Annotated in this window: 23 protein-coding genes and 2 pseudogenes; 12 read left to right on the plus strand and 13 right to left on the minus strand. The window is 40.0% G+C overall.

What is annotated here, in order from left to right; translation table 11 throughout:
- Positions 1-6 precede the first annotated feature (6 nt).
- Both U2718_RS02605 and acnB read right to left on the minus strand, forming a co-directional pair.
- A complete protein-coding gene (locus U2718_RS02605) occupies positions 7-255 on the minus strand; it encodes a type II toxin-antitoxin system RelE/ParE family toxin (protein ID WP_341994789.1) in 249 nt (82 codons plus the stop codon).
- A 57-nt stretch (positions 256-312) separates the two neighbouring features.
- The gene (gene acnB, locus U2718_RS02610) at positions 313-2979 is read right to left on the minus strand and encodes a bifunctional aconitate hydratase 2/2-methylisocitrate dehydratase (protein WP_341994791.1); all 2667 of its coding nucleotides are present in this window, start codon (positions 2977-2979) and stop codon (positions 313-315) included.
- Positions 2980-3259: 280 nt separating this feature from the next.
- On the opposite strand from acnB, the gene U2718_RS02615 reads away from it, so the two are divergent.
- The 5 genes and pseudogenes from U2718_RS02615 (at position 3260) to U2718_RS02635 (ending at position 6159) form a co-directional block, all read left to right on the plus strand.
- Positions 3260-3577, plus strand: a complete 318-nt coding sequence (locus U2718_RS02615; RefSeq protein ID WP_341994793.1) for a 2Fe-2S iron-sulfur cluster-binding protein — start codon at positions 3260-3262, stop codon at positions 3575-3577.
- A gap of 96 nt (positions 3578-3673) precedes the next feature.
- Complete coding sequence (locus U2718_RS02620; RefSeq protein WP_341994795.1) at positions 3674-3847, plus strand: hypothetical protein; 174 nt, start codon at positions 3674-3676, stop codon at positions 3845-3847.
- 233 nt (positions 3848-4080) lie between these two features.
- Positions 4081-5148: a DUF3326 domain-containing protein gene (locus tag U2718_RS02625; protein ID WP_341994797.1), complete on the plus strand. Its 1068-nt coding sequence runs from the start codon at positions 4081-4083 to the stop codon at positions 5146-5148.
- A gap of 109 nt (positions 5149-5257) precedes the next feature.
- Entirely contained in the window at positions 5258-5839 is a 582-nt protein-coding gene (locus U2718_RS02630; protein ID WP_341994799.1) for a CPBP family intramembrane glutamic endopeptidase, read from the plus strand.
- Positions 5840-5850: 11 nt separating this feature from the next.
- A pseudogene (locus tag U2718_RS02635) lies at positions 5851-6159 on the plus strand (helix-turn-helix domain-containing protein).
- A 32-nt stretch (positions 6160-6191) separates the two neighbouring features.
- Here the strand turns inward: U2718_RS02635 and purN are convergent.
- Entirely contained in the window at positions 6192-6866 is a 675-nt protein-coding gene (gene purN, locus U2718_RS02640; RefSeq protein WP_341994801.1) for a phosphoribosylglycinamide formyltransferase, read from the minus strand.
- A 189-nt stretch (positions 6867-7055) separates the two neighbouring features.
- Positions 7056-7934 carry a bile acid:sodium symporter family protein gene (locus U2718_RS02645; RefSeq protein WP_341994803.1) on the minus strand — a complete coding sequence of 293 codons (879 nt, stop codon included), beginning with the start codon at positions 7932-7934 and terminating at the stop codon, positions 7056-7058.
- Between the two features lie 159 nt (positions 7935-8093).
- On the opposite strand from U2718_RS02645, the gene U2718_RS02650 reads away from it, so the two are divergent.
- From U2718_RS02650 to U2718_RS02660, 3 genes are all read left to right on the plus strand, one after another.
- Positions 8094-8993 (plus strand): sugar ABC transporter permease, encoded by a 900-nt coding sequence (locus U2718_RS02650; RefSeq protein ID WP_341994805.1) that lies wholly within the window; start codon positions 8094-8096, stop codon positions 8991-8993.
- A gap of 111 nt (positions 8994-9104) precedes the next feature.
- Entirely contained in the window at positions 9105-9659 is a 555-nt protein-coding gene (locus U2718_RS02655; protein ID WP_341995121.1) for a DUF981 domain-containing protein, read from the plus strand.
- Between the two features lie 318 nt (positions 9660-9977).
- Positions 9978-10640, plus strand: a complete 663-nt coding sequence (locus tag U2718_RS02660) for a pentapeptide repeat-containing protein (protein WP_341994807.1) — start codon at positions 9978-9980, stop codon at positions 10638-10640.
- Positions 10641-10743: 103 nt separating this feature from the next.
- Here the strand turns inward: U2718_RS02660 and U2718_RS02665 are convergent, their stop codons facing one another.
- From U2718_RS02665 to fraC, 3 genes are all read right to left on the minus strand, one after another.
- The gene (locus U2718_RS02665; protein ID WP_341994809.1) at positions 10744-11523 is read right to left on the minus strand and encodes an ABC transporter permease; all 780 of its coding nucleotides are present in this window, start codon (positions 11521-11523) and stop codon (positions 10744-10746) included.
- Positions 11524-11786: 263 nt separating this feature from the next.
- Complete coding sequence (gene fraD, locus U2718_RS02670; protein ID WP_341994811.1) at positions 11787-12806, minus strand: septal junction protein FraD; 1020 nt, start codon at positions 12804-12806, stop codon at positions 11787-11789.
- A gap of 26 nt (positions 12807-12832) precedes the next feature.
- Complete coding sequence (gene fraC / locus U2718_RS02675; protein WP_341994813.1) at positions 12833-13372, minus strand: filament integrity protein FraC; 540 nt, start codon at positions 13370-13372, stop codon at positions 12833-12835.
- A gap of 243 nt (positions 13373-13615) precedes the next feature.
- Between fraC and U2718_RS02680 the strand changes: the two genes are divergently transcribed.
- The 3 genes from U2718_RS02680 to U2718_RS02690 all read left to right on the plus strand — a co-directional run bounded on the left by U2718_RS02680 (position 13616) and on the right by U2718_RS02690 (position 16567).
- Positions 13616-14752 carry a cob(I)yrinic acid a,c-diamide adenosyltransferase gene (locus U2718_RS02680; protein ID WP_341994815.1) on the plus strand — a complete coding sequence of 379 codons (1137 nt, stop codon included), beginning with the start codon at positions 13616-13618 and terminating at the stop codon, positions 14750-14752.
- 476 nt (positions 14753-15228) lie between these two features.
- Entirely contained in the window at positions 15229-15654 is a 426-nt protein-coding gene (locus tag U2718_RS02685; protein WP_341994818.1) for a CAAD domain-containing protein, read from the plus strand.
- Positions 15655-16156: 502 nt separating this feature from the next.
- Positions 16157-16567 carry a hypothetical protein gene (locus U2718_RS02690; protein WP_341994820.1) on the plus strand — a complete coding sequence of 137 codons (411 nt, stop codon included), beginning with the start codon at positions 16157-16159 and terminating at the stop codon, positions 16565-16567.
- Between the two features lie 119 nt (positions 16568-16686).
- On the opposite strand, the gene U2718_RS02695 is transcribed toward U2718_RS02690, so the two are convergent.
- From U2718_RS02695 to U2718_RS02710, 4 genes are all read right to left on the minus strand, one after another.
- Positions 16687-17367 carry an HAD family hydrolase gene (locus U2718_RS02695; RefSeq protein ID WP_341994822.1) on the minus strand — a complete coding sequence of 227 codons (681 nt, stop codon included), beginning with the start codon at positions 17365-17367 and terminating at the stop codon, positions 16687-16689.
- 715 nt (positions 17368-18082) lie between these two features.
- On the minus strand, positions 18083-19294 hold the full coding sequence (locus U2718_RS02700; RefSeq protein ID WP_341994824.1) for an ATP phosphoribosyltransferase regulatory subunit: 1212 nt from the start codon (positions 19292-19294) through the stop codon (positions 18083-18085).
- Entirely contained in the window at positions 19294-20250 is a 957-nt protein-coding gene (locus U2718_RS02705; RefSeq protein WP_341994826.1) for a J domain-containing protein, read from the minus strand. Before U2718_RS02705 ends, U2718_RS02700 begins: the two co-directional genes overlap by 1 nt.
- A 90-nt stretch (positions 20251-20340) precedes the next feature.
- A complete protein-coding gene (locus U2718_RS02710; protein ID WP_341994828.1) occupies positions 20341-21051 on the minus strand; it encodes a hypothetical protein in 711 nt (236 codons plus the stop codon).
- Positions 21052-21316: 265 nt separating this feature from the next.
- Here U2718_RS02710 and U2718_RS02715 point away from each other — a divergent pair.
- A pseudogene (locus U2718_RS02715) lies at positions 21317-21589 on the plus strand (DUF4351 domain-containing protein); the annotation flags it as partial.
- Between the two features lie 11 nt (positions 21590-21600).
- Here U2718_RS02715 and U2718_RS02720 read toward each other — a convergent pair.
- Together U2718_RS02720 and U2718_RS02725 are read right to left on the minus strand one after the other, a co-directional pair.
- The gene (locus U2718_RS02720) at positions 21601-22572 is read right to left on the minus strand and encodes an iron-siderophore ABC transporter substrate-binding protein (RefSeq protein WP_341994830.1); all 972 of its coding nucleotides are present in this window, start codon (positions 22570-22572) and stop codon (positions 21601-21603) included.
- Between the two features lie 35 nt (positions 22573-22607).
- Positions 22608-23600, minus strand: coding sequence for an iron-siderophore ABC transporter substrate-binding protein (locus U2718_RS02725; RefSeq protein WP_341994832.1), 993 nt, complete (start codon positions 23598-23600; stop codon positions 22608-22610).

Raw genomic sequence — 23600 nt, forward strand, 5'->3', positions numbered from 1 at the left:
CTTCCTTTACTCATAAGCCTTACTGCGATGCTTAACCCTATATATCATGATAGTCTGTTCTTCTAATTCAAACAAAACTCGATAATCACCTACTCTAAGACGATATTCTGGAGTAAAGTTGGTTAGGCGTTTTACATCTCCCTGTAAATCATCTTGCATAGCTTCAATTTTACTAATAATGCGTTCTCTAATATTTACAGGAAACTGCTCTAAATCTTTAATCGCTTTGGGTTTAAATTCTATTTTGTACTGCACATACTTTAACCTCTTGAAATATATTAGGGTGAGCCATTAAGACTCACCCTCGTTAAACTATACCAACAAAGCCTCCTCCTCTTTAGAAACCACCCTACCTTCATCCTCAAAACCAGCAATTTGATCGAAGTTCAAATACCGATACAACTCACCAGCAAAAGGATGAATCTTATTCGTCACAATGTCCATATATTCTTGCACTGTGGGAACTCTTCCCAACAAAGCGCAAACTGCTGCTAATTCGGCTGAACCAAGATAAACTCGCGCATCTTTACCCATGCGGTTATTGAAGTTGCGGGTAGAGGTTGAAAACACCGTTGCGCCATCTTCAACTCGTGCTTGGTTCCCCATACACAAACTGCATCCTGGCATTTCTGTACGCGCACCGGCAGCACCAAAAATGCCATATACGCCTTCTTCTTTTAATTGGTGTTCGTCCATGCGAGTCGGCGGACAGATCCACAAGCGAGTTTTAACTGCGCCTGCACCTTCTAAAACTTTAGCAGTCGCGCGATAATGACCGATATTCGTCATGCAAGAACCGACGAATACTTCATCAACTTTGTCGTTTGCAACTTCTGACAATAATTTCACGTTATCAGGATCGTTGGGAGCGGCGACAATTGGTTCTTTGATTTCGTTCAAATCAATTTCAATGATTTCGGCATACTCCGCATCTGCATCTGCTTCCATTAATACCGGATTTGCCAACCATTCTTCCATTTTGGCAACACGACGCATGATAGTTTTAGCATCACCGTAACCCCGTGCTACCATGTTTTTCAACAAGGCAATATTAGAACGCAGATATTCGGAAACTGTCTCTGTACTTAGTTTAATTGTGCAACCCGCACAAGAACGTTCTGCGGTAGCATCGGTAAGTTCAAATGCTTGCTCAACTTTCAAATCTGGCAAGCCTTCTATTTCCATGATCCGCCCGGCGAAGACGTTTTTCTTGTTTTGCTTTTCTACCGTTAGCAAACCTTTTTGAATTGCTACGTAGGGAATGGCATTCACAATATCTCGCAAAGTTACACCGGGCTGCAATTCTCCTTTGAAGCGTACCAAAACTGATTCTGGCATATCCAAAGGCATTACTCCCAAAGCTCCAGCAAACGCCACTAACCCAGAGCCAGCAGGGAAGGAAATTCCCAAGGGGAAGCGGGTGTGAGAATCGCCACCAGTTCCGACTGTATCCGGCAGTAACATCCGGTTTAGCCAAGAGTGGATGATACCATCTCCGGGACGTAAAGCCACACCACCACGAGAGGCGAAAAAGTCGGGTAGCTCATGGTGAGTTTTGATATCTACTGGTTTGGGATAAGCTGCGGTGTGACAGAAACTTTGCATTACTAAGTCAGCGGAGAAACCGAGACAGGCGAGTTCTTTCAACTCATCCCGCGTCATTGGCCCGGTGGTATCCTGGGAACCAACGGTAGTCATGATTGGTTCGCAGTAAGTACCGGGGCGTACACCAGGCAAACCACAGGCTTTACCCACCATTTTTTGTGCTAAGGTGTAACCTTTTACCCCGCCTTCTGTTTCCCCCCCGCTTGAGGGGGAAACAGGGGGGGTTGAACGGGTGAAGACTGTGCTGGGTTCTAAATCCAGTGCTTGCCGAGTTTTATCGGTGAGAGTGCGTCCAATAAGTAAGGGAATGCGCCCACCTGCACGAACTTCATCAAGGATTGTATCTGGTTTCAGGGTAAAGGTAGAAATTACTTCGCCTGCTTCGTTGGTGATTTCGCCTTTGTAGGGATAGATAGTAATCACCATGCCAGTTTCCATCTTGCTGACATCGCACTGGATGGGGAAAGCGCCAGCGTCTTCGGCAGTGTTGAAGAAAATTGGGGCGATCGCACCACCTAAAACATATCCACCCGCCCGCTTGTTGGGAACAAAAGGAATATCATTACCAATGTGCCACAATACTGAGTTAATGGCAGATTTGCGAGAAGAACCCGTACCGACTACATCACCGACGTAGGCAACTGGATATCCTTTTTGCTTTAATTCGGCAATGGTTTCCAACGCGCCTGGCATCCGTGATTCCAACATCGCTAAGGCGTGTAAAGGAATATCTGGGCGGGTAGTGGCGTGGGTTGCGGGAGATAAGTCGTCGGTATTGGTTTCCCCAGGAACTTTGAAGACGGTGACATTAATAAATTCTGGCAGTTTCGGACGAGCAGTAAACCATTCGGCTTTTGCCCAAGAGTCAATCACCCGTTTGGCATAGGGATTTGTTTTGGACAATTCCAAAATATCGTGGAAGGCATCATACACGAGTAGGATTTTGCCGAGGGCGTTGGCGGCATAAGCTGCGATCGGTTCTTTGCCTTGTCCCCCCATTACCAATGGTGTTTCGGAAGATTCGGATACAGAAGTGGTGGGAGTTTGCAGCAATTCAATTAGGGATTGAACATTATAGCCTCCTACCATTGTCCCCAACAATTGTACTGCTTCGATTGGTGAAATCAAGGGGCTGATGATTTCCTTTTTGGCAATAGCAGTGAGAAATCCGGCTTTGACGTAAGCTGCTGGATCAACTCCGGGAGGTACGCGATCACGCAATAAATGCAATAAATGCAATAATGTCTCTTCTTCACCCGCAGGTGGATTTTTCAGTAGTTCGCACAATTCGGAGGTTTGCTTGGCATCCAGAGGTAGGGGGGGAATTCCTAAAGCAGCGCGTTCAGCTACGTGTTGACGGTATGATTCCAGCATTTTACTCTTCCTTGGTTCAGGCAACAATTTTTCTTGTGGTTATAATCACTTCCCTACTCTCAGGGTTGTTTTACCTGATAATAGTTTTCAGGTGTAATTAACAGAGCAAAAGATTATTAGTTTTAGTTTTTCTGTGTCAAGGATTTATAATTGTCCTTGTATAGCTACTATTGCATATATAACTCTGACAAGAAAATATTTATTTCATTGATTTGTATCTCTACCTATTTTTAATATAAGATATTTGATTTGTTATTTACATCACAAACTATTTTGTACCATGTCAAAAACATACACTGTAGAAATTCAACATCAAGGTAAAATTCATACTTTACAAGTTCCTGAGGATGAAACTATATTATCAGTTGCAGAAGCGGCTGGGTTAGATTTACCAAGCTCTTGTCATGCTGGTGTTTGTACAACTTGTGCTGGTCAAATCCTGCAAGGAACTGTAGATCAAACTGATGGCATGGGTGTAAGTCCCGAACTACAAAAACAAGGATATGTACTGCTTTGCGTTGCTTATCCGCGTTCTGATTTAAAAATAGCCACAGAAAAAGAAGAAATCGTTTATCAGCTACAATTTGGTAAAAGTTAATGGCTGATTACTAATTTTTTATAGCTATTAGCTATGAGCTATTTACCTGAAATCAGTTATTAGCTTACTTAGTAAAAAGTATAAGGAGATATTGCAATGACAACTCATTTTATTACTGCCGAAATTGACTTACAAGAAACTCCGACGGAATTGCAAAAAGTAATTGAAGCAGAGTTGCAAAAGCAGGGAGAACCTCTACGTTGGGCTATTACCTCTGTGGATATTGAAAAACAAAAAGTAAAGATTGAAGCTGTGGTAACTAAAGAATAAGAGTTAGTGGTTAGTGGTTAGTAGAGTAGTAGGGGTGAGTTTACATAAATATCTCGTTATTTTAGAGAGATTGCTGTTAAAATCCGCCCTTGCAGTAGTTAGTAGTAAATATCACAACTATCTACTATCTATTGTACGGGCGGGTTTAAAAGGTAAATTATTCAGTGTTAGCAGCAAGATAATAAACAAAACCCGCCCCTACTATCTACTTCCATCCTTAATTGGAGCAACTTGTGAATCAACGTCCATACACTGCTATTTTAATTATACCTACTGGGATTGGGGCTGCAATTGGAGGATATGCAGGGGATGCATTGCCTGTTGCAAGAGCGATCGCTCAGGTTTGCGATCGCCTCATTACTCATCCAAATGTCCTTAATGGTGCAAGCTTGTATTGGAACCTGCCCAATACTTTTTATGTGGAAGGTTATGGATTAGACAAATTGGCTGCCGGGTATTGGGGTTTGCGTCCAATACACCAAAATCGTGTGGGTTTGGTGTTAGATCAAGGGATTGAGCCAGATCTGCGGCTGCGACAATTGCAGGCAGCAGATGCAGCTAGAGCTACCCTGGGAATATCCTTGACTGATTATGTAATTACAGATGCTCCATTAAACGTAGAATTACGTAATGCGGCTTCTGGTGCTAGCTGGGGAACAATAGGCAACCCAGATAGTTTGCTACGGGCAGTGGAGGTACTAATTAAAAAAGCAGGGGCAGAAGCGATCGCAGTAGTTACTCGTTTTCCCGATCATCTTGATGAGGAAGCAGAGCAAAATTACCGTCATGGCAAAGGAGTCGATCCCATTGCAGGAGCAGAAGCTGTTATTAGCCATTTAGTAGTGCGACAGTTTCGCATTCCCTGCGCTCATGCTCCCGCCTTTGAGGCTCCACCTCTCGATCCAAATTTATCTCCTCGTTCTGCCGCAGAAGAATTGGGCTATACTTTTTTGCCCTGTGTACTTGTGGGTTTGAGTCGTGCACCACAGTTTATTGCCAGACAAACTTACCAAATACCACAACCAGAAGATATTTGGGCTGATCGAGTCGATGCAGCGATCGCACCAGCAACCGCTTGTGGCAGCAGCGCTTTGCTGAGTTTAAACCAGCAGCGATGTCTAATCGTGACAGTGAATGAAAATAAAACTCAGATTCAAGTTCCTTCTCAGCCATTAGGGATAAAATCAATACAGGTAAACTCATATTTGGAGGCAGTAGGTGTATTGGTTGCCCACAAAGCGGGTATAGATCCTTTTTCCCTTAGCGCCAAAAGCTCGTCTTTACATTGTTTAAGTAATTAGTCATTAGTTATTTGTTAGTGGTTGTAAAGACGCGATTAGTCGCTTCGTATAATTGTTTATTACTCTCACTGCCCTGCTCCCCTGCCCTTCTATATAGATAAAAACTCCCGTGACTCAACACCAAAATCAAGAGCCAGAAATGCCATATATGACACGTACCCAAGTACTGGTGGCAATGGGAGTAACTGCTACTATTTTGTGGATCATTGCCAAAGTATGGTTGCACTTTGGTAACTTTTATCTTATGTCTTGGCGTTGGGACATAAGGGCTTTACTATTAGGAATTGGTTTGGGCTTAAGCATTACTGGCTTAAGCGGCTTGGCTTATCAGCACTGTCCTCCTTATCGTAAAAGTGCTAATTATTACTTAGAAATAGTACTAAAACCGTTAGCGCTACCAGATTTAATCTGGCTGGGATTATTACCAGGGTTGAGCGAAGAATTATTATTTCGCGGTGTGATGTTGCCAGCTTTTGGATTAGATCACTTAGCTGTATTTTTCTCTAGTATTTCCTTTGGTGTCTTGCACTTGAGTGGTGTTCAACAATGGCCTTATGTGGTTTGGGCTACTTTTGTTGGATTTATACTTGGATATAGCGCCCTTTTCAGTGATAACTTATTAGTGCCAATCGTGGCTCATGTGATTACTAATATGCTTTCTAGCTATTTGTGGAAAGTTGGACAGTATTAAACAATTAAAAAATGCTCAAACTCCATCCCATCCGAACTGAAGCTGATTATCGTGCTGCGCTTGATGAAATTGAAAGATTATTTGATGCAGAACCTGATACATAAAATTGCGATCGCTTAGAAATTTTAACAACACTGGTGGAAGCTGGTTTATCTGCTGATGATTTGGAACCTATTATTGGGAGTCTGGGAGAGGTTACAAAAATTTTAAATTGCCAGCAAGCACTAACACTAGAAATGATTCGACGTTTACATTCCTCATTGAGAATTCCGGCTGAGGTGTTAATTCAACCATACTCTTTCATGAAAAATTCAGCTTAATCAAAGTATTACTTAATAGGTTTTGCGTATTTTTACGAGGCTGTGTTTAGAGCTTGTAGTTGTTGGGCTGCCAGAGTGATCGCCTGCGGTAAGATTTGATGTTCCTGCACTTGAATTCTAGCGTGGAGTTTTTCTGGTGTATCATCAGGCATGATAGGGACTGCTGCTTGAATTAAAATCGGGCCGCTGTCCATTTCTAGAGAAACCAAATGCACCGTACAACCAGTAATTTTTACACCAGCAGCTAAGGCTTGTTCTACGGCACGCACACCTTTAAAACTGGGCAACAAGCTGGGATGAATATTGATAATTCGATGGGGAAAAGCATCAATTAATACTTGCGTTACCAGTCGCATCCAACCAGCCATAACTACAAATTCGACATCATACTGCCGCAAAGTTTGTACAATTTGTCGATCCAAATCTTCACGAGTGTTATATTCCCGGTGGTTGAGAAATACAGATGGTACACCCCAATTAGCTGCTCGTACTGCGGCATAAGCATCTGGCTGATTGTAAATTAAAACTTGGATTTGAGCATTGAGTTGCCCCTCTTGGATGGCATTGGCAATAGCCTCAAAATTACTACCATTTCCTGAAGCCAGAATACCTAATCTTAAGGGAGTGCCATGTGAAGATTGGTGGCAGAGAATATTGGGAGAAATCAGGCAAGGTGTGGAAGTATCTACGATTGAAGAATTACTCATAAAAAGGCAGAAGGCAGGAGGAAGAGGAGTGGGAGAGAGGGAGAGGGGGAGAGAGGGAGAGTGGGAGAAATATCCTCTCTGTGTCCCCGCGTGTGTTTGTCCCCGCGTCCATTTCCTAGCCCCTGTTCCCTGTAACCTGTTCCCTACCATGATGTATGCAGTTCAGTAAGGGCTACTTAATTATGTAAATTACGCCTTTGATAAAGTTGAATGGCGATTCACCCACCAAGCGAACCCCGCCCCAGTAACAAACATTAGCAGGCTATAAATTGCAGCGGGAATAGCCATTGTTGGGCTATTGAGTAGCGTTGGTGCTGAAGCAATAGCGATCGCCAGAGTGCCATTTTGAATTCCCACTTCCACTGTGATTGCTGTAGTTTGTTGTTTACTCAATCTTGTTAAAGTGGCGATCGCAAATCCTAGAGCCATTGATACCACATTCAAAGCCAGAGTTACCCAGCCCACATCAATCACAAAAGAAATAAAGTTATTGCGTTCTTTGAGGAGTACTCCAGCAATTACTATCGCTAGGAAAAATAAAGACAGCCATTTCACAGACTTGTCTGCTTGTTTGGCAAAGCCAGGAACGTAACGCTTCATAAGCATCCCAATTGTTACTGGCACAATTGTAATCAGTGCGATTTGTAAAACAGTACTCAAAAACGGTAGTTGTAGGGTTGTGCTTTCCCTCAAAAAAGTCTGCATCGACAGATTAACAATCAAGGGAATTGTGAAAACAGTAATTAAGCTGCTAACGGCTGTTAGCGTAATCGAAAGGGCAACATCTCCTCTAGCTAAAAATGTAATCATATTGGAAGTAGAACCACCAGGACAAGCTGCTAGAATCATCAAACCAACTGCCAAGTCTGGGCTGAGGGAAAATATTGACGCGATTCCAAAACCCACTATTGGCAACATTACCAACTGTGCCAATAGACCAATAATTACTGCTTTAGGATAGATCAAAACTTGTTTAAAGTCATCCAAAGTCAAGGTTAGCCCCATACCCAACATAATGATAAATAGAGCTAAGGGCAGAAAAACAGCCGTCAAAAAATTTGATTCCATGCTTCAACTACCTGTGCAAAAGAGTACAGCACAAACCCCTATGAATTTTACCGTGTTGTGTACTTCATAAATCTCATAAGTTGTGTGTGGTTGCGATCGCCTGTCAAAATTAACCAATAACTTTAAACAATCTTAGTATTTCAAACTGTCGCACTTGTTATGAAACCTTCACGCTTTTTTGGTAGTCAACCGCTAGACAACGATACAGTTGCGGCTTGGTTTTTTCTAGCTCCAGCACTGATTTTTCTAGGTATATTTGTCTTGTGGCCAATTGCCTATTTGTTTTACCTCAGCTTTACTGCTGGAAGTTTCACCTCTGTTGGTACTCATTGGGTAGGCTTAAAAAACTACTTGCGCTTGCTCTTCACCTCAGATTTTTGGCAAGTAATTTTTAATACAGTTTATTTTACCCTTGCCACTGTTTTGCCTAGTCTAGTTATTCCTTTGGTACTAGCAGTATTATTAAATCAGACTTTGGCACTGCGAGGACTGCTCCGAAGTGCTTACTTTCTACCTTCAATTATTTCCCTGGTTGCAGCAGGTTTAGGATTTCGCTGGTTGTTTCAAAATAATGGCCCTATAAACGGGCTTTTGGAGAGTATAGGTATAGATTCAATTCCTTGGTTAGGTAGCACCATTTGGGCAATGCCAGTGCTAATTATCTTGAGTATTTGGAAACAACTGGGCTTTAATTTGGTGGTTTTTTTAGCAGGGTTGCAAACAATTCCCTCCAGTCGCTATGAAGCCGCAGAACTTGATGGAGCAAACGCTTGGCAGCAGTTTTGGCATATTACCTTACCCGGATTGCAACCTACTATTGTATTCGCGTTTGTCACCACTATGATTTTCACTTTACGGAGTTTTGAGCAAGTTTATGTAATTACTGGTGGCGGCCCTTTAAATTCTACTAATTTACTGGTTTACTACATTTATCAAGAAGCTTTTGGTCAATTTGATTTTGGTTATGCAGCGGCAGCAGCAACGGTGTTGTTAGGTGTAACGCTGGTGTTGGTTTATTTGCAGCTACAAGCTTGGGGAGAAGAAAGTAAAAAATTATAAAAATGCTTCTAAATATAGATTTTCAAACAATCAGTATATGTATTCAAATGTGAGTGAAACACTGTCAATGGGTAAATAATCAAAATCGTGTTTATTAACTACATCACTTTGATGTTGATTAATCTCGTAGCTGGGCTATTTTTCCTTGCTGGCTACGTATATTTTGGTATGGATGGTGCTAATAAAAAACTTTGGATTCCTGGATTTGGCATGACGGGAGCGATCGCACTCGTTACCGGCTTACACATGACTTTCACATGGCCAGTTACTGGTATCTTCAATATTGCTTATGGTGAGACAAGTGTTTTATTTGGTATTTTATTCCTCACCACTTCTTTGGCTTTAGCCTTTGGTTGGGATTTACTAACAGTAGCAATTTACGGCTTTTTCGCTGGACTAACTGCGATTTTAGTTGGTACACGCATAATTAACCTGGGATTAACGCGACAACCACTCCTATCAGGAATTGGATTTATCTTAACGGGATTGGGTGGAGTTTGTGCTGCACCAACACTCTATTTCAAAACAAATCGTTCTTGGCGTTTATTAGGTGCGATTGTACTAGTAGCTGCTGCTCTAATTTTTGCCTTTACTGGTTACATGGCATACTGGGGACACCTTGACAGTTATTCTGATTGGAAACCATTGCCAATGCGATCGCCTTAAGTATTAAGTATTTATTACTAATTAATCAGAATTTAATTAGTTGACAAATCAAAATTAAAATTTCCGTAGCTGAGAATACTAATAAAATTAAATGTTCTCAGTTATTAATTTTCCCTGATGATTATCAGAGCCTTTTGACATGAAATACTCGATTAGTAACGTATTTTGAATGTATTCACGATTTAAGGCAGATTATTTTTCCAATTTTTCTCAATTAGTGACCCTGTTTTTTGATCCCGGAGGTGTACTCTCAAAATACAGAGACTATCGGGGTGAAATTTAAGAAACTTTACATTAGGACAGCTACAGGTAAATAAAATGAAAAATCATACTGAGCAGCAAAAAAGTCTTAGTCCTTTAAGTCAAATCACAAATAACAATTCTGGAGGTAGAGACTTCAGTGGATGTAATTTAAGTGGTATTGACCTTAGAGAAGTTGATTTGAGTGGAATAAACTTTATTGGAGCAGATTTGCGTGGTGCAAATCTCAGTGGGGCTATTTTGACTGGTGCAAATTTACGAGAAGCAAATTTATCTCAAGCGAATTTAAGAGCGGCAAATTTACGAGAAGCAAATTTATCTCAAGCGAATTTGAGTGAAGCCGATTTAAGACAGGCAGATTTGTGTGGCGCTTTTTTATGGCAGGCAAAACTAAGCAGTAGCAAACTTTGGGGTGCTTCTCTGTGTGGTGTTGATTTAAGAGAAGCAGATTTGAGTTCAGCTATGTTAATCGAAGCATCACTGATTGAAGCTAACTTAACTAGAGCAATTCTTACAGACGCAGAGCTATGTGGAGCAATGTTAATAGAAGCAAATTTCAATCAAGCTAATTTAACAGCTGCGGATCTAAGATGGGCAAATTTAATAGCAGCAAACTTGAGTGAAGCAAATATTGAAAATACAAATCTCAAGAATGCAAAAATGTATGAAACTATTATGCCTGATGGTATAATTCATCAACATCACATAGCATTTATTTAGAGAATTTAGACTAAAATTCTATTTGAGATGTGAAAAGCTTGTTGGTGCTAACAGCTAATAGTTAAAAATTAAAAAGCTATTAGCTTTTAGTCCCTCAGCAAAATCAAAATTCTCTTTGCGAAAAGATAAATATAGCGATCGCCAGCAACATCAAACTGTAAACTAACCCGTAAACAGTATGCGCAACCAGAGTCATTGAGTTAGGTAATGCTTCTAGCCCATAGATAGCATCATTTTTTAGATCTAATCGAGATAAATCTGGCAAGATCAGATATAAAGCTTGAGTAAGACGTTGAATACCTGGATTTTGCCCCAAGCGAGCAAATTGTAATAAATCTTGAGTAATATTTCCCGTTAAATAAACAAAAAAGGTTAAAGCCGTCGCTAATAGGGAACTAGTAAATACACCCAAACTAATTGCGACAGCAGCGATTAAAGACAACTGTAGAAATTGGAAAAATGCAGCAATCAGAATACTAGTTGTAGAATGATCTATTTTGTCAAATTGTAAAAACCCCACGTAAATTCCTGTCATGGCAGCCATGAGAACCGCAAGTACTGCCAATAAACCCGAATATTTACCAATAATAAATTCACTGCGGGCTATTGGTTTAGCCATCAGCACCAAAATTGTACGCTTCTCGATTTCTTTGTGAACTAGCCCTGTACCAACAAATACTGCTACTACTAAACCAAGGATATTCGCTGCCGCCAAACCAAAATCCAGAAAAATTTTATTTTCTGTACTGGCGGAAATTTCTGGAAGCAGACTCATAGCAGCAGCAAGTATGAGAATATAAAAGCCGATAATGAATAGAATGCGATCGCGTATTACTTCCCTAAACACATTCATTGCTATTACAGAAATTCTGCCGAGATTCATTGCTATTTAGCCATTAGTCAATTGTCATGAATCATTTGTAATGAGTCATTTGTCAACAGTCAATAGTCATTTGATAGTGGTTAGTAGTAGGGGAGGCAGCGCATTGCCGGAGTTTCCCCGGTTGTTTTTGGTTAAATAGACAATTTCTCTTCTAAACCCACCCGTACAGTAGTTAGTAGTTAGTGTTTTATTACTCCCTCTCTCCCTCTCTCCCTCTCTCCCTCCCGGTGTCCCCGCATCCCCGTGTCACCGTGTCTCCCTCTTCACTGTAAATCCGGTGGTGGCTCCAAAATAGGTTTACTCACCGGATCGCAATCAAATTCCGCTATTACAGATTTGTCATCTGTTCTACTACGAACAAAAGTATTATTAGATTTTGCGATCGGTTCAATGCGACAAGTTTTCCTCAAATAATATCCCCGCCCGGCGGAAGAAGGGCCACTCCAAATGCTAAATAAATCTAATTTATACCCAGATTTAAGGTTATATATACGGGGTTCAACTCGCCATAAAGACCTTTCTTCATATTCACGTAAGTTAGCTTCTATAACTTGTCTGCCTAAATTGCCAACTCTTTGTCTTGCTTCTAATAGCCATTGTTCTACTTCTGACCAAGGTCTCTCGGCAATTTGCTGTTCTATTCTTGGCTCAAGTTTATCTAAAATTATAGCCCCATTTTGTGAAGTTTCACTTGATGGTACTAATTTGACAACAAAGGTGCGCTGGAAATTATCTTTCTTTAAACTAGGATATTCTTGATACCACTTATTTACTACAAATGTAAATTGCAAGCAGCAACTAAGTACCATACTACTAGCAATTAAAATAATTATTTTTTGACGGTCTTCCAGCTTTGGAATTTGAGGATTTACATCAGTTCCTGTGCCTTCAAAAAATTCTGGAATAGCAGTAATTAATGCAGAAATTGTCGGCCAGAAAACAATTGTATTTGTTGTGATTACATCTTCTTGTTGTCTAAAAGCAAAAGCACTAACTAAAAATCCGGTGATTAATGCACCAACTGGCATATTAGTACCAGGGATAAGTAAAGGATTATCAGTTGTATACCAAGCAGTTCCCGCGATTAAAAATAACCAACCACAAAAAGCGATTATATCCCTAACCAAACCACTAGATAGCGATGACATTAACAAAGAAAAAATACTCAAATAAATTAAGGTTTGCCAGGAATAAGCTTTTGGTGGAATTAAAATTTTTCTAATTCTTTCGTAAACATCTCCAAATAAATTAAATAAACCAAATGCATCTTTAATTAATTGCATAATTAAGCCTCTATATAATTAACTTTCTATACTTGTCTTGGAATCAAAAATAAAATAATAGAAATTGCACTATAACTTAGCGCGTTAGCTATCAAGACAGCAGTAACTAAATTTGTATTTTGTATCTTTAATCTATTGTCCTGTCGAGAATTTCTTCGTCTGTTAATATTAACAGGTTCAATTTTTTTAAAATCAGAAAGAGACAATAATAAAACTCTTAACAATAAAACTTTTATAAAAAAAGTACTAAAGAAAATTATAAAAGCAGTTAAAATAATTATCGTTTGGATATTGGATGAGATGAAACGATGAAAGAAAATGTAGCTAATTAACTCTGACTTTAACTGTACTGCCAGAAATGGTTCTAAAATGAAAAAAATGCTCCAACCAATAGCATTAGAAAATAAATTAATGGCAATAGCATAGTAACTAGATGTTCTTTTATCAAACTTGAGACGTCTATTTAAAATGTATGCTTCTATAGGAATTGCTATTAATATAAATAAAAAGTTAAATAAAATAGCACCCAAGGGAATAACTTCGGGAATCATAGGATAATCAAACATAACTTAGTAACTTTCCAGATGTGACTGAAGAAAGTATAGCCGCAAGCTAGTCAATTGATGAGGGCAATTACCCCATTCTTCCAGTTTGGTTAGTGATTGGGTATTGAAGAGGACACGGGGACGCGGGGACACGGGGAGGGGGAGAGTGGGAGAGGGGGAGTAATAAACCACTAACCACTCCCTAGCTGATTCGGCAAAACCTTGGGTAAGATTAAAGACTGCTACTCTAGAGCTTTTAGTGAGATGACAAGGAACGGCATCGGGATTCGCACAGCGCAAGTGCGTCAACAACGGGTTACAGGACAAATTCACGTTTACGATGGTGCAGGCAAAGGTAAATCTCAAGCTGCTTTAGGAGTCGTTTTGCGCTCAATTGGCTTGGGGATAAATACACCAAGCAATTCCAACCGTGTATTGCTGCTGCGGTTTTTAAAAGGGCCAGAACGAGATTATGATGAAGATGGGGCTATTACTGCCTTGCAGCGAGGATTTCCTCATTTAATCGACCAAGTTCGTACTGGCAGAGCAGAATTTTTTGGCCCAGATGAAATTACCCCCTTTGACAAAGATGAGGCAGCACGGGGTTGGGATGTGGCAAAAGGTGCGATCGCCTCTGGTTTGTATTCAGTTGTTGTCTTAGATGAAATTAACCCTGTTCTGGATTTGGGTTTACTACCGACAGATGAAGTAGTGCGGATACTTAAATCTAAACCCCACGAGTTAGAAATTATTGCTACTGGGCGTGGTACACCGCAACAGTTGCTTGATATCGCAGATTTACACTCAGAAATGAAACCTCATCACCATGCGATCGCCAAAGCACAGGGAATAAAAGGTATAGAAATCTATACTGGTGCAGGTAAAGGAAAGTCTACTAGTGCGTTGGGTAAAGCTTTGCAAGCCATCGGTAGAGGAATTAATCATCCAGGTTCTACCCGTGTGTTAATCATGCAGTGGCTTAAAGGCGGTACTGGTTATACAGAAGATGCGGCTCTGGCAGCTTTGCAGCAGTCTTATCCAGATGTAGTAGATCATCAGCGCTGCGGTAGAGATGCAATTGTCTGGCGCAACTCTCGACAAGAATTAGATTACGTAGAAGCCGAGCGGGGTTGGGAAATTGCCAAAACAGCGATCGCTTCCGGGCTTTACAAAACTATTATTCTCGATGAACTTAATCCCACTGTTGACTTAGAACTACTCCCTGTAGAACCAATTGTTCAAACCTTACTACGCAAACCCCCTCACACCGAAATTATCATCACTGGTCGTTGCCAAAATCAACCTGCATATTTCGATTTGGCTAGTATTCACTCTGAGGTATACTGCCATAAGCACTATGCAAATCAAGGCGTAGAACTTAAGCGTGGAGTAGATTTTTAAATTAATCAATAGTCATTTGACATTGATACAGGACAAATAATCATGGATAATACCAGCCTTTTGGATTTGATCACAGGAGGAGTAGCAATTTTAATTATCATGGGCGGGCTACTGATGATGTTTACTACAATATTCACTACTCAGCGTAAATAATTTCAAGAAACTTCCCGCTAGACTAGGTAAAAATAAATATTTTTACAGCCGAGCCTGCAAAGCCTTTACGTAGACTCGGTTTATTTTATACTTTATAAATCATTTTTATATTATATTTTTGTAATTTTATATACTATAAATTTTGATAATTTTTACTTACTTTACGGGATTTACTATGAATCAATATTACTTAGGATAGAGATAAACATTATGTCAAAAGTTTGATGAAAAGAAGATACACAAATGTCGAAATATCAATATTAAGTGATACAAATAAAATTGTTTCATGATAATTTAGCTTTTATTACAAAAATAGGAGATATATGGAAGCTGAAAAAATACAGTACGGTGAAATTGCCTCACCAAGCGATGTAGCTGCAATTGAAGGTACAGACACTCAAAACTTACCCATCCTACCGCCAGCTCAATCCCCTGAAAACCAATGGCAACAAATTAACAGAATAATCGCAGATTTTTTTGAGAAATTTCCCGAATACCTAGAAAAATTTTTTAATACATACAAGCAACCTCTGTTCAGTTTAGGTTGGGTTTTGGTGGCACTCGTTTCAGTCAAAGTTATTTTGGCAATGCTGGATGCAGTTAACGATATTCCACTTGCACAGCCGCTATTTGAGTTGATTGGCATTGGTTACGCAAGTTGGTTTACTTTTCGTTATCTACTCAAAACTTCAACTAGACGGGAATTAGTTGCGGAAATTGATTTAGTGAAAAAACAGATTTTAGGGTAGTAGCAAACTCAAAAACAAAATCTCCATTGGCTATATAACTATAAGTTTCCGCAGTATTACGAGAAGTACTTTTCATAAATATATAAAAACTTCTCTCTGTGGAGCTATTCTCAAATTATCTTTTGTGTGCAAGAGCCTACGCTTTTGAAAGGAAGCTTCTGTGTTTACACTTCTTTATTTAGTTGAGTGTTCCAGGTCAGGTGTAAATAGTCTCTTATACCTGACCAATTTTTTAATTGATTAATTAATATAAATAAAATAAATAATTATTTTTAATATAAAAAGAAACTTTAATATTTAATTGAAAAAGCTATATGAAATCAAAAATAATTACATCACAACAATATTCTGATCCACAGAGTATATCGAAAGATAGATTAAATAATTAGTCTTCGTAATTAAAACACTCCTTAAGACAGTGGATTTTATATTACTAAAAAACCTAATCTAGTTCTCGAAATTGAAAATGATTTGAGTAGATTTTTTAGGAGAATAAAAAATTATGGCTAGTGAAAACTATAACAAAGCAGTAGATAGCTCTGATCGCGCTAAGGTAGACGAATACGATAGACATATAATTCCTGCTGAAACTGCTGCCCGTAAAGAAAGAGAAGGAGAACTTTATAAAACGCTCCCCACCGAACAGAGAGAAGCAGGTGCGTCTACTGACGATCAAACTCATCCTGGCGACAGCATCCGGACTACAGACGGTTACACAGTAGACAAAGAAGGTTTGTTAAACAACTACGCGGTTGAACCAGAAATGTACTATGAAGTACCAGGTGATGCTCGCCAAGAAGCAGAAGAAGATACTGCAAATCGGGTTGAGGAGCTAACAGAGGTAAACGAAGACAAAGAAGGCGAACTAACAATGGAGAGTGACGAACGCGGAAGAGGCCCTGGTGCTGTATAGTTCAATGATTGAAGTGGGAAACATCTTTGCTTTGTCCAAATGAGGTTTAGTTCCCCCTAACATTTCTCGTTTGGGGGAATTTTAGTCTCTTCCGTGATATTCCCGTATTCATCCCGTATTCAGACAAGCGAACTGCTGCCTGTGCTTAAGGGTGAGTTGTCGTATTGTGCCAACAAGTCAGCAGGAGTGTCGTAGATAGCTATTGCCTTTGCAAGTTGGGCATCGTCAAAACCCCCGCAACGAAAGGCTATTACATCTACTCCCGCCGCATTTGCTGACTGGATATCGTATGGAGTGTCGCCAAGCATAACAACTTGATCGGGCTGCAATTGAGATTTATGCAGAGCAGCTTTGATAATATCAGGATCTGGCTTAGAAGAATCTGCATCACTTGATGTTGCGGTTTCCTCAAGCAAATCATCTATTTCAGCAATTTTAAGTAAGACAGAAAGTTCTTCACTTTTGGCTGAAGTGGCTACAACTAGTCTTAAACCTTGCTCCTGCATCTTCAACAGTAGCTTTCGTGCTCCATTGGCAGGAGCAAGATTTGATGCATATTTATCAAGAAAAAGTTCTTTGCGAGAACTAGCAATCTTTTTTCCCTCGCCTTCCTCGCTCGAAAGTCCTGGAACCAACTTAGGAATAATTTGATCGCCTCCCATTCCAATCATAGGCCGAACTTGTTCAAACTCGATCTGATGACCAAACTTTTTAAAAGCTTCAACCCAGGCTTGGGCATGAGCATCATTACTAAGAACAAGCGTCCCATCTATATCTAAAATTACACCCTGTAATGTCATTTTGATATTTCCCATCCAGCAACGTTATATGCAACAGCAGTTGCATATTTAGTTTTACGTTACACACAAGCTAGTGGGATAACTTCTTCCTGAATCATGACTTCAAAACCTTTCCTGCTGTACTAGTCACGAGCGCAAATGTCGTTCAGTAAATCAGTGATGAAAGGATTCCCCACAAACACCAACTCTTTGGGTGGGGAGGATGTCAATCTATATGATGATCAGAAGGCTCAGGAAGACTAGTTGTGGTCTTCTCTAGAAAAATATAGTGGTTTGTGATGCCTATTTTACGCACACCTAAAATTAAAAAATTTGGTTATAAACATTGTTTATAAATCTGACATTACTCTTCTCCTTACCTACCACTGCCACGATCATCTTCGTCGATGTTCACAAATAGTACTTTAGCAATCATATGTTCAGTAATCACAAGATGCTCCCTAAATGATCTGTTTAATTCCATCTACAAAACAACACAGAGAAAACAGGAGTAGTTTGCTAGAATCTGGCAATTTGGCAGGAGTTATGCCCTGTAGGTGACTGGGGATTGGTTTGATGTCGAAAACTAGCGCCTGCAACAAAATACCCCGGCATGAACCGGGGCGAGGAGGTTTTCGTAATTCACTATAGAAGGGCATTTATCAGACTAACTTAAACTCTTTTGAGGATCTAAAGTTGCCAAAATGCCACATTACCTCCTACAGACATACAGAATCTATATTACTGATTCAATCCTTGTGGAGCCATCAACTTTAACCCAAGCAATTTGGGGAATACAGCGATCGCGTGCATATTGTCGAATCGTATCTGCATCCTTTGCTCCCAAATCCATTTCTACTCGTACCAGATGAGTGGAATCGCGTAGTTTCTGAGCATAGGCAAAAGCAGCCGCGTATGCACTCTCGCTTTCTGCCACAACTAACCAGTTAGTTGCCGGGATAGTTTGTGGTAATTGCACTGAATCGGAGATAGCTTGGTATAAATCTTCAATAAAAAAAACAAAACCAATTCCGGGTATATTTTGGCTTTGGGGATGATATAGTCCCAAAAGCTGATCATAGCGACCACCTCTTCCTAAGACTCGCACTCCAGTTTCGGTTTCGCTGACTATTTCAAAAGATACACCAGTGTAGTAGTCAAAGGTTTGGATCAGACTCAGATCGAGAATTAGCGGAAAATTTCCGCGATTTTCAAGTAACTCTAGCAAAGATTTCAGGTTGTTGACCCTTTCTTGCTGCAATGGATCTAAGTCTAGGCTATTAACTTTTTGCAGAACATCAGTACTCTTGCCACGTAGATCCAAGATTATGCGGGCGCGTTTTCGCAATTCTTCGCTGAGGGGTAAATTTTCTATCGCTATCCGATCAAGATGGGCGATCGCATGACGAACTTGATTGCGCAAATCAGCAGGAAACACCTCCAAAAGCGATCGGATAATTCCCGCTTCGCCTAAAATTATGTGCCAACGGTTTAGTGAGAGTGCTTGCAAACAGTCTGCAATTAACAGCAACACTTCCGCATCGGCGAGTAAGCCACTGCCACCCAACAACTCTACTCCAGCTTGATAGAATTCCTGTGGTTGATTGTGTCGATAATCTTGCGGGCGCTGAAAAACATTAGCATTGTAGTATAAGCGTTGTGGTAGAGTAGCACCTACCATGCGAGTCACAGCAGTACGTGCAATTGAGGCTGTTAATTCCGGGCGCAGCCCTAGTTCTTCGTCTTCAGAATTTTGTAATTGGATCACCGTCTGTCTTTGAATTGCACCTCCTGCCATCAATGTATCCATGCGCTCTAGCGTTGAGGTGATAATTCTGTGGTATCCCCAACGGTGAAATATCTGCTGTAGTCTTTCTTCAATCCAGCGTTTTTGAGCTACATCTAGGGGTAATAAATCCCTCGCTCCCGCTGGTGGTTGATATACCATTACTTTTTCTTCCCACCAAACAAACCACCAAATAAACCGCCGCCCTCAGATTTATCCGATCGCTTAACCTGGGTAGATGGCGTTGCCACAGGCTTTGCACTACCGGATTTTTGTCCCAAAATCCTTTCAATTTTGCGTTTTCCCTCCAACGCTGTTTCGTCTTCGGGATCTAATTGCAAAGCACGTTCAAGATGAACTTTTGCCATCGTGGTTTGATTTTGCCTCAAATACAGCATACCGATCAAGCTATGGCAACGACTATTATTTGGCTCTAACTTCAAAGCATCTCGTAATTCTACCTCAGCTTGTGCCAATTGATTTTTTGCAATTAACTCTTGGGAGCGGCGAATATATTGAACTACTATCGATTCTTCCTTTGGCTGCACTGGAGGAGGTGCAGGAGTAGCTTGATGTGTTGTCGGTGTTGTAGTGTGATTTTTTACTGGTGCTGCGGTTGGTGGTGGGATAGCAGCTGATTTACCCACATTGCGTACTAAATAAACTAAATTCAACTCACTGATTAAACCAATAACTTGCAGTAGATTCTCTAACGAGTCATATTGGGTTTCAGCTATTTTAGCGATCGCACTTTTATAAGTGTGTTCCAAATGAGGCGTCCCTGCCAAATTTTTTGCTACATCTGAAGACAGTTCTATCGATGTCGATTCTTGCAATAGCCGCTTGCCGATTTGCGACACCACTATCATGTATTCTGTACGTTTTTTTTCTTGAGAGAGCTTTTCGTAAGCTGGATTCACCAACTTTGACAGCAAATCGCTAGCTAAGTGTTTTTCAGCTTCGCTAGCTGCTGCACAGCTATCAGGATGTAGGCAACGGGCAATTTTTAAATAACGTTTGCGGATTTCTTTAACATCCGCATCAACTGGAACGCATAAAACTGCGTGGTAATCTATGAAATCATACTTAAACAGTCCACGATCTATTTTTAAAGACATAGAGCGATTTTATACCCAAGCAAACGTGAATTCACTTTAGTTTATCTTCTGTGTTAAGTTTACCCGCAATAGTCTAAAATAATACATTTATTATTTGTCAATCATAACGCTCAATTCTTGCACAGATAATCCTACACAAGCTGCTAATTCTTCTAATGCCAATCGTTTGCGCGTATTTGTATCTAACATAGATGTCGCAGCCGCTACATAATCAGGATTAGCAAGATGATTATTCTGACGAGAACTTGCTCTAGAATCAATGCTGGCAATACGAGAACTTCCAGTAAATTTTTGCATTCGATAAGCTGCAATCATAGCTGCTTGACGAGCTTGGATGTAGGCAACATAATATTGCATGATCGCCAATCTTTTTTGCTGTCTGGCTTCCTTCCAACGAGCTTGTAAGACAGGAAGTTGCCCAAAAGTACTGATGAATTTAATCGGATCAATAGTGACGGCGAAGTAAAAGCTGTTTTCACGCTCAGATGGTGAATCTGGTGATGTTGAGGTCGTAGTCACAGATGGAGAAAATTCGAGAGCTATGATGTCTGTAAAGGCATTTAATCCCATTGCAGCTTTTTTTTCTAGTACATCGGCTGAGTTACGTTCAGCAATAGCTACTAATTGCTCAATGATTTTGAGATCTTGCTGTGTAATCTCTGTTTGCAGAGGTTCAGGTTCATTACTATAATCGGGCTGCTCTGCGGATGCGATCGCACCAAATGTAGTACTGACTAATGTAACGGCAAGGAGAATCTTGAAACTTTTTGCAAAAGCTTTTGAGAGCAATAGTGCGGTCATCTGGTTGATTTATTCTGAAGCACTACACTTATTTGATAATTTGCTTCTCTATTTAGAATACCGTTAAATGACAAGAATTCTCATAAAGGTATTTGTTATGAGTGATTGTTTAGTAACTGAGAGCTGATTCGTATTATTTTTGTTGGCTTTCACTCCGTTTCACTCATCCTACGCTCGTATTGCGATCGCACTTGAGGGTTAAGATACTCAATGGTAAGTTTTTAATGCTCGTGCCGAATTAGACAGACTTTTCATGCGTCGAGTTGAGGATAAGAGTCAAAGGGAGGTAGAAGAAATGTTAGGAATTACGCTTAGGGAAACACGGGTTTACCGGGAAATAAAGGAAGAAGGACGCGAAGAAGGAGAAAAATCGCTCATCCTCCGTCAACTAAATCGTCGGGTGGGGGAATTGTCTCAGGAGGTGCGATCACGTGTTGAATCTCTTTCTTTAGAACAATTGGAAAATTTAGGAGAAGCTTTGCTTGATTTTACTGGCATGGCTGATTTACAAGCCTGGTTAGAAGCGCTTGAAAGCTAACTGATAACTGTTTACTGATAACTGACAGGCAAGTATTTAAACAAGTCATCTAATACCTTGTTTGCTCCTGATATACCTAGTGTGTACCATTTTTCTGGAGTCACAAAATAAACTCTATTGTTTTTGAAGACTTTTAAGCTGCTAAAAATGGGATGTTGAAAATAAAAGCTTGATGTTTTTCGTTCAACATCAATAATAAATAGGATATCAGTGTCGAATTCATTGATGGTTTCAATGTTGAGGTATTTGCCAGGAGATAAAAATTTCTGATGTACCCCCATATCAGTTAGAATCGTAGAAATTGAATCAACGTTTTTCATCGGTTCACCAATCCAACCATCACTGTAAAAAATCACGGAAATCTCTATCTGTTCCAACTGGTTTCCTAAGCGTTTCTTCAATTCCTCAATTCGCTGGTTGTATTGATTTAAAACTTCTTCTGCTTTTGTCTCTTCGCCAACTATTTTAGCAACATATCGAAGAGTTTCTTTAAAGAAAGCTTTATTAGCTGGCATCTTAAAATTCGTAGGATAAGACACTGGAACACTGGGTGCGATCGCTGACAACAATTTATATTGATGCCTATCTGACGATAAAATCAAGTCAGGTTTGAGCATCAAAATTTTTTCGAGTGAAGGCTGAGATACATCCCCAACATTCTTAGCTCCTTTAACCTGATCAAATGAGACACCATAATGAACTTCTTCTCCTTTGAAGTTATAAGAGGTAAAACCAATTGGCTTAATACCAAGAGCAATCAAGGGATCGAGTGAAGTCTCAGGTGCTAATGCAATAATACGCTGTGGTTTAAATGGAACACAGGTTTCGCCAAATTTATGCTGAATGACTCGACACTCAACAGAAGGCTTCAAGGAGATATTATGTCTTTGGCTGACAGGTTGGTCACAAGCTGTAATTAAAAGTAGGGAAAAAGCCATGAGTAAAAACGGCTTAATTAAACGATGTGACTGTTTTTTAATCACACTCATTTTTTCTGTTTGTAGATAAGAAGATAGATTTAATCATAGGTTTGTGGTGTGTTAACAAGGTATTTTTCGAGGTCATCGAGGATGGCATTAATAGCAAAAATATCTTGATTATGCCAATGTCCACCGACAACATAAACTTTATTTTTTTGAACAACTTCGAGTTGTGACCATAAAGGACTTTGTTTAAGCTTCTCTAAAGTCTTCTTATCATCTTCCCTTTCCATAGTCACAAAAAAGAGAACATCCCCATCAAGATCAGATATTTTTTCCTTGGATATATTTTCGATATAGTGGAAATCCCCTCTCTGGGATTTGGGACGTTGCAGACCAATATCCTTTAAAACTGACCCAGAGAAATGCTTTTCTCCATAAGACCAAATACCGTATTCTGAAGATGTATTTCCAATGGATACTTTCATGTTTGTGCGTTGCTCGCCTAACATTTCTTTGATTGTTTCCACCCGTTGCCAATATTGATACATCAATTGCTGACCCACTTCTTCTTTACCCAAGACTTGAGCAAGTTCCTCGAACATAACTTTCCAAGAGGGCGGAGGAAATGGTGTATTGAGTACTACTGTAGGGGCAATATAAGACAATTTTTTGTAAATATCTTTCAGCTGCAACTCATACTGAGAATCATAAATAATTAGGTCTGGTTTAAGTCTCAAAATCTTTTCTAGGTTTGGGGTCTTATAATCTCCAACAGATTCTACTTGGTCTACTTTACCTTGAAGATATTTTGGAAAAGGAAAACCCGTAGGATAAGGCGATGCAATCGGACGGACACCTAACGCCCAACAATTGGCTAAAGTATCCGCAGCCAGATTGACGACCCATTGAGGGTTGCGAGGGATACAAGTGCTACCCATGATATGTTGCACAATTCGGCAATCCTCAACAGGCTGTTTATAGCTAGTAATACTGGTGTCAGCAGTTGTTCTGCAAGCTGAAACCAGTATTACTGTTGAGATACTCAAAAGTATCAGATGGGTGAGGCGGCGTAAAGAAGAAATATTCAT

Source organism: Chlorogloeopsis sp. ULAP02 (assembly GCF_038404745.2).
GTDB lineage: Bacteria > Cyanobacteriota > Cyanobacteriia > Cyanobacteriales > Nostocaceae > Chlorogloeopsis.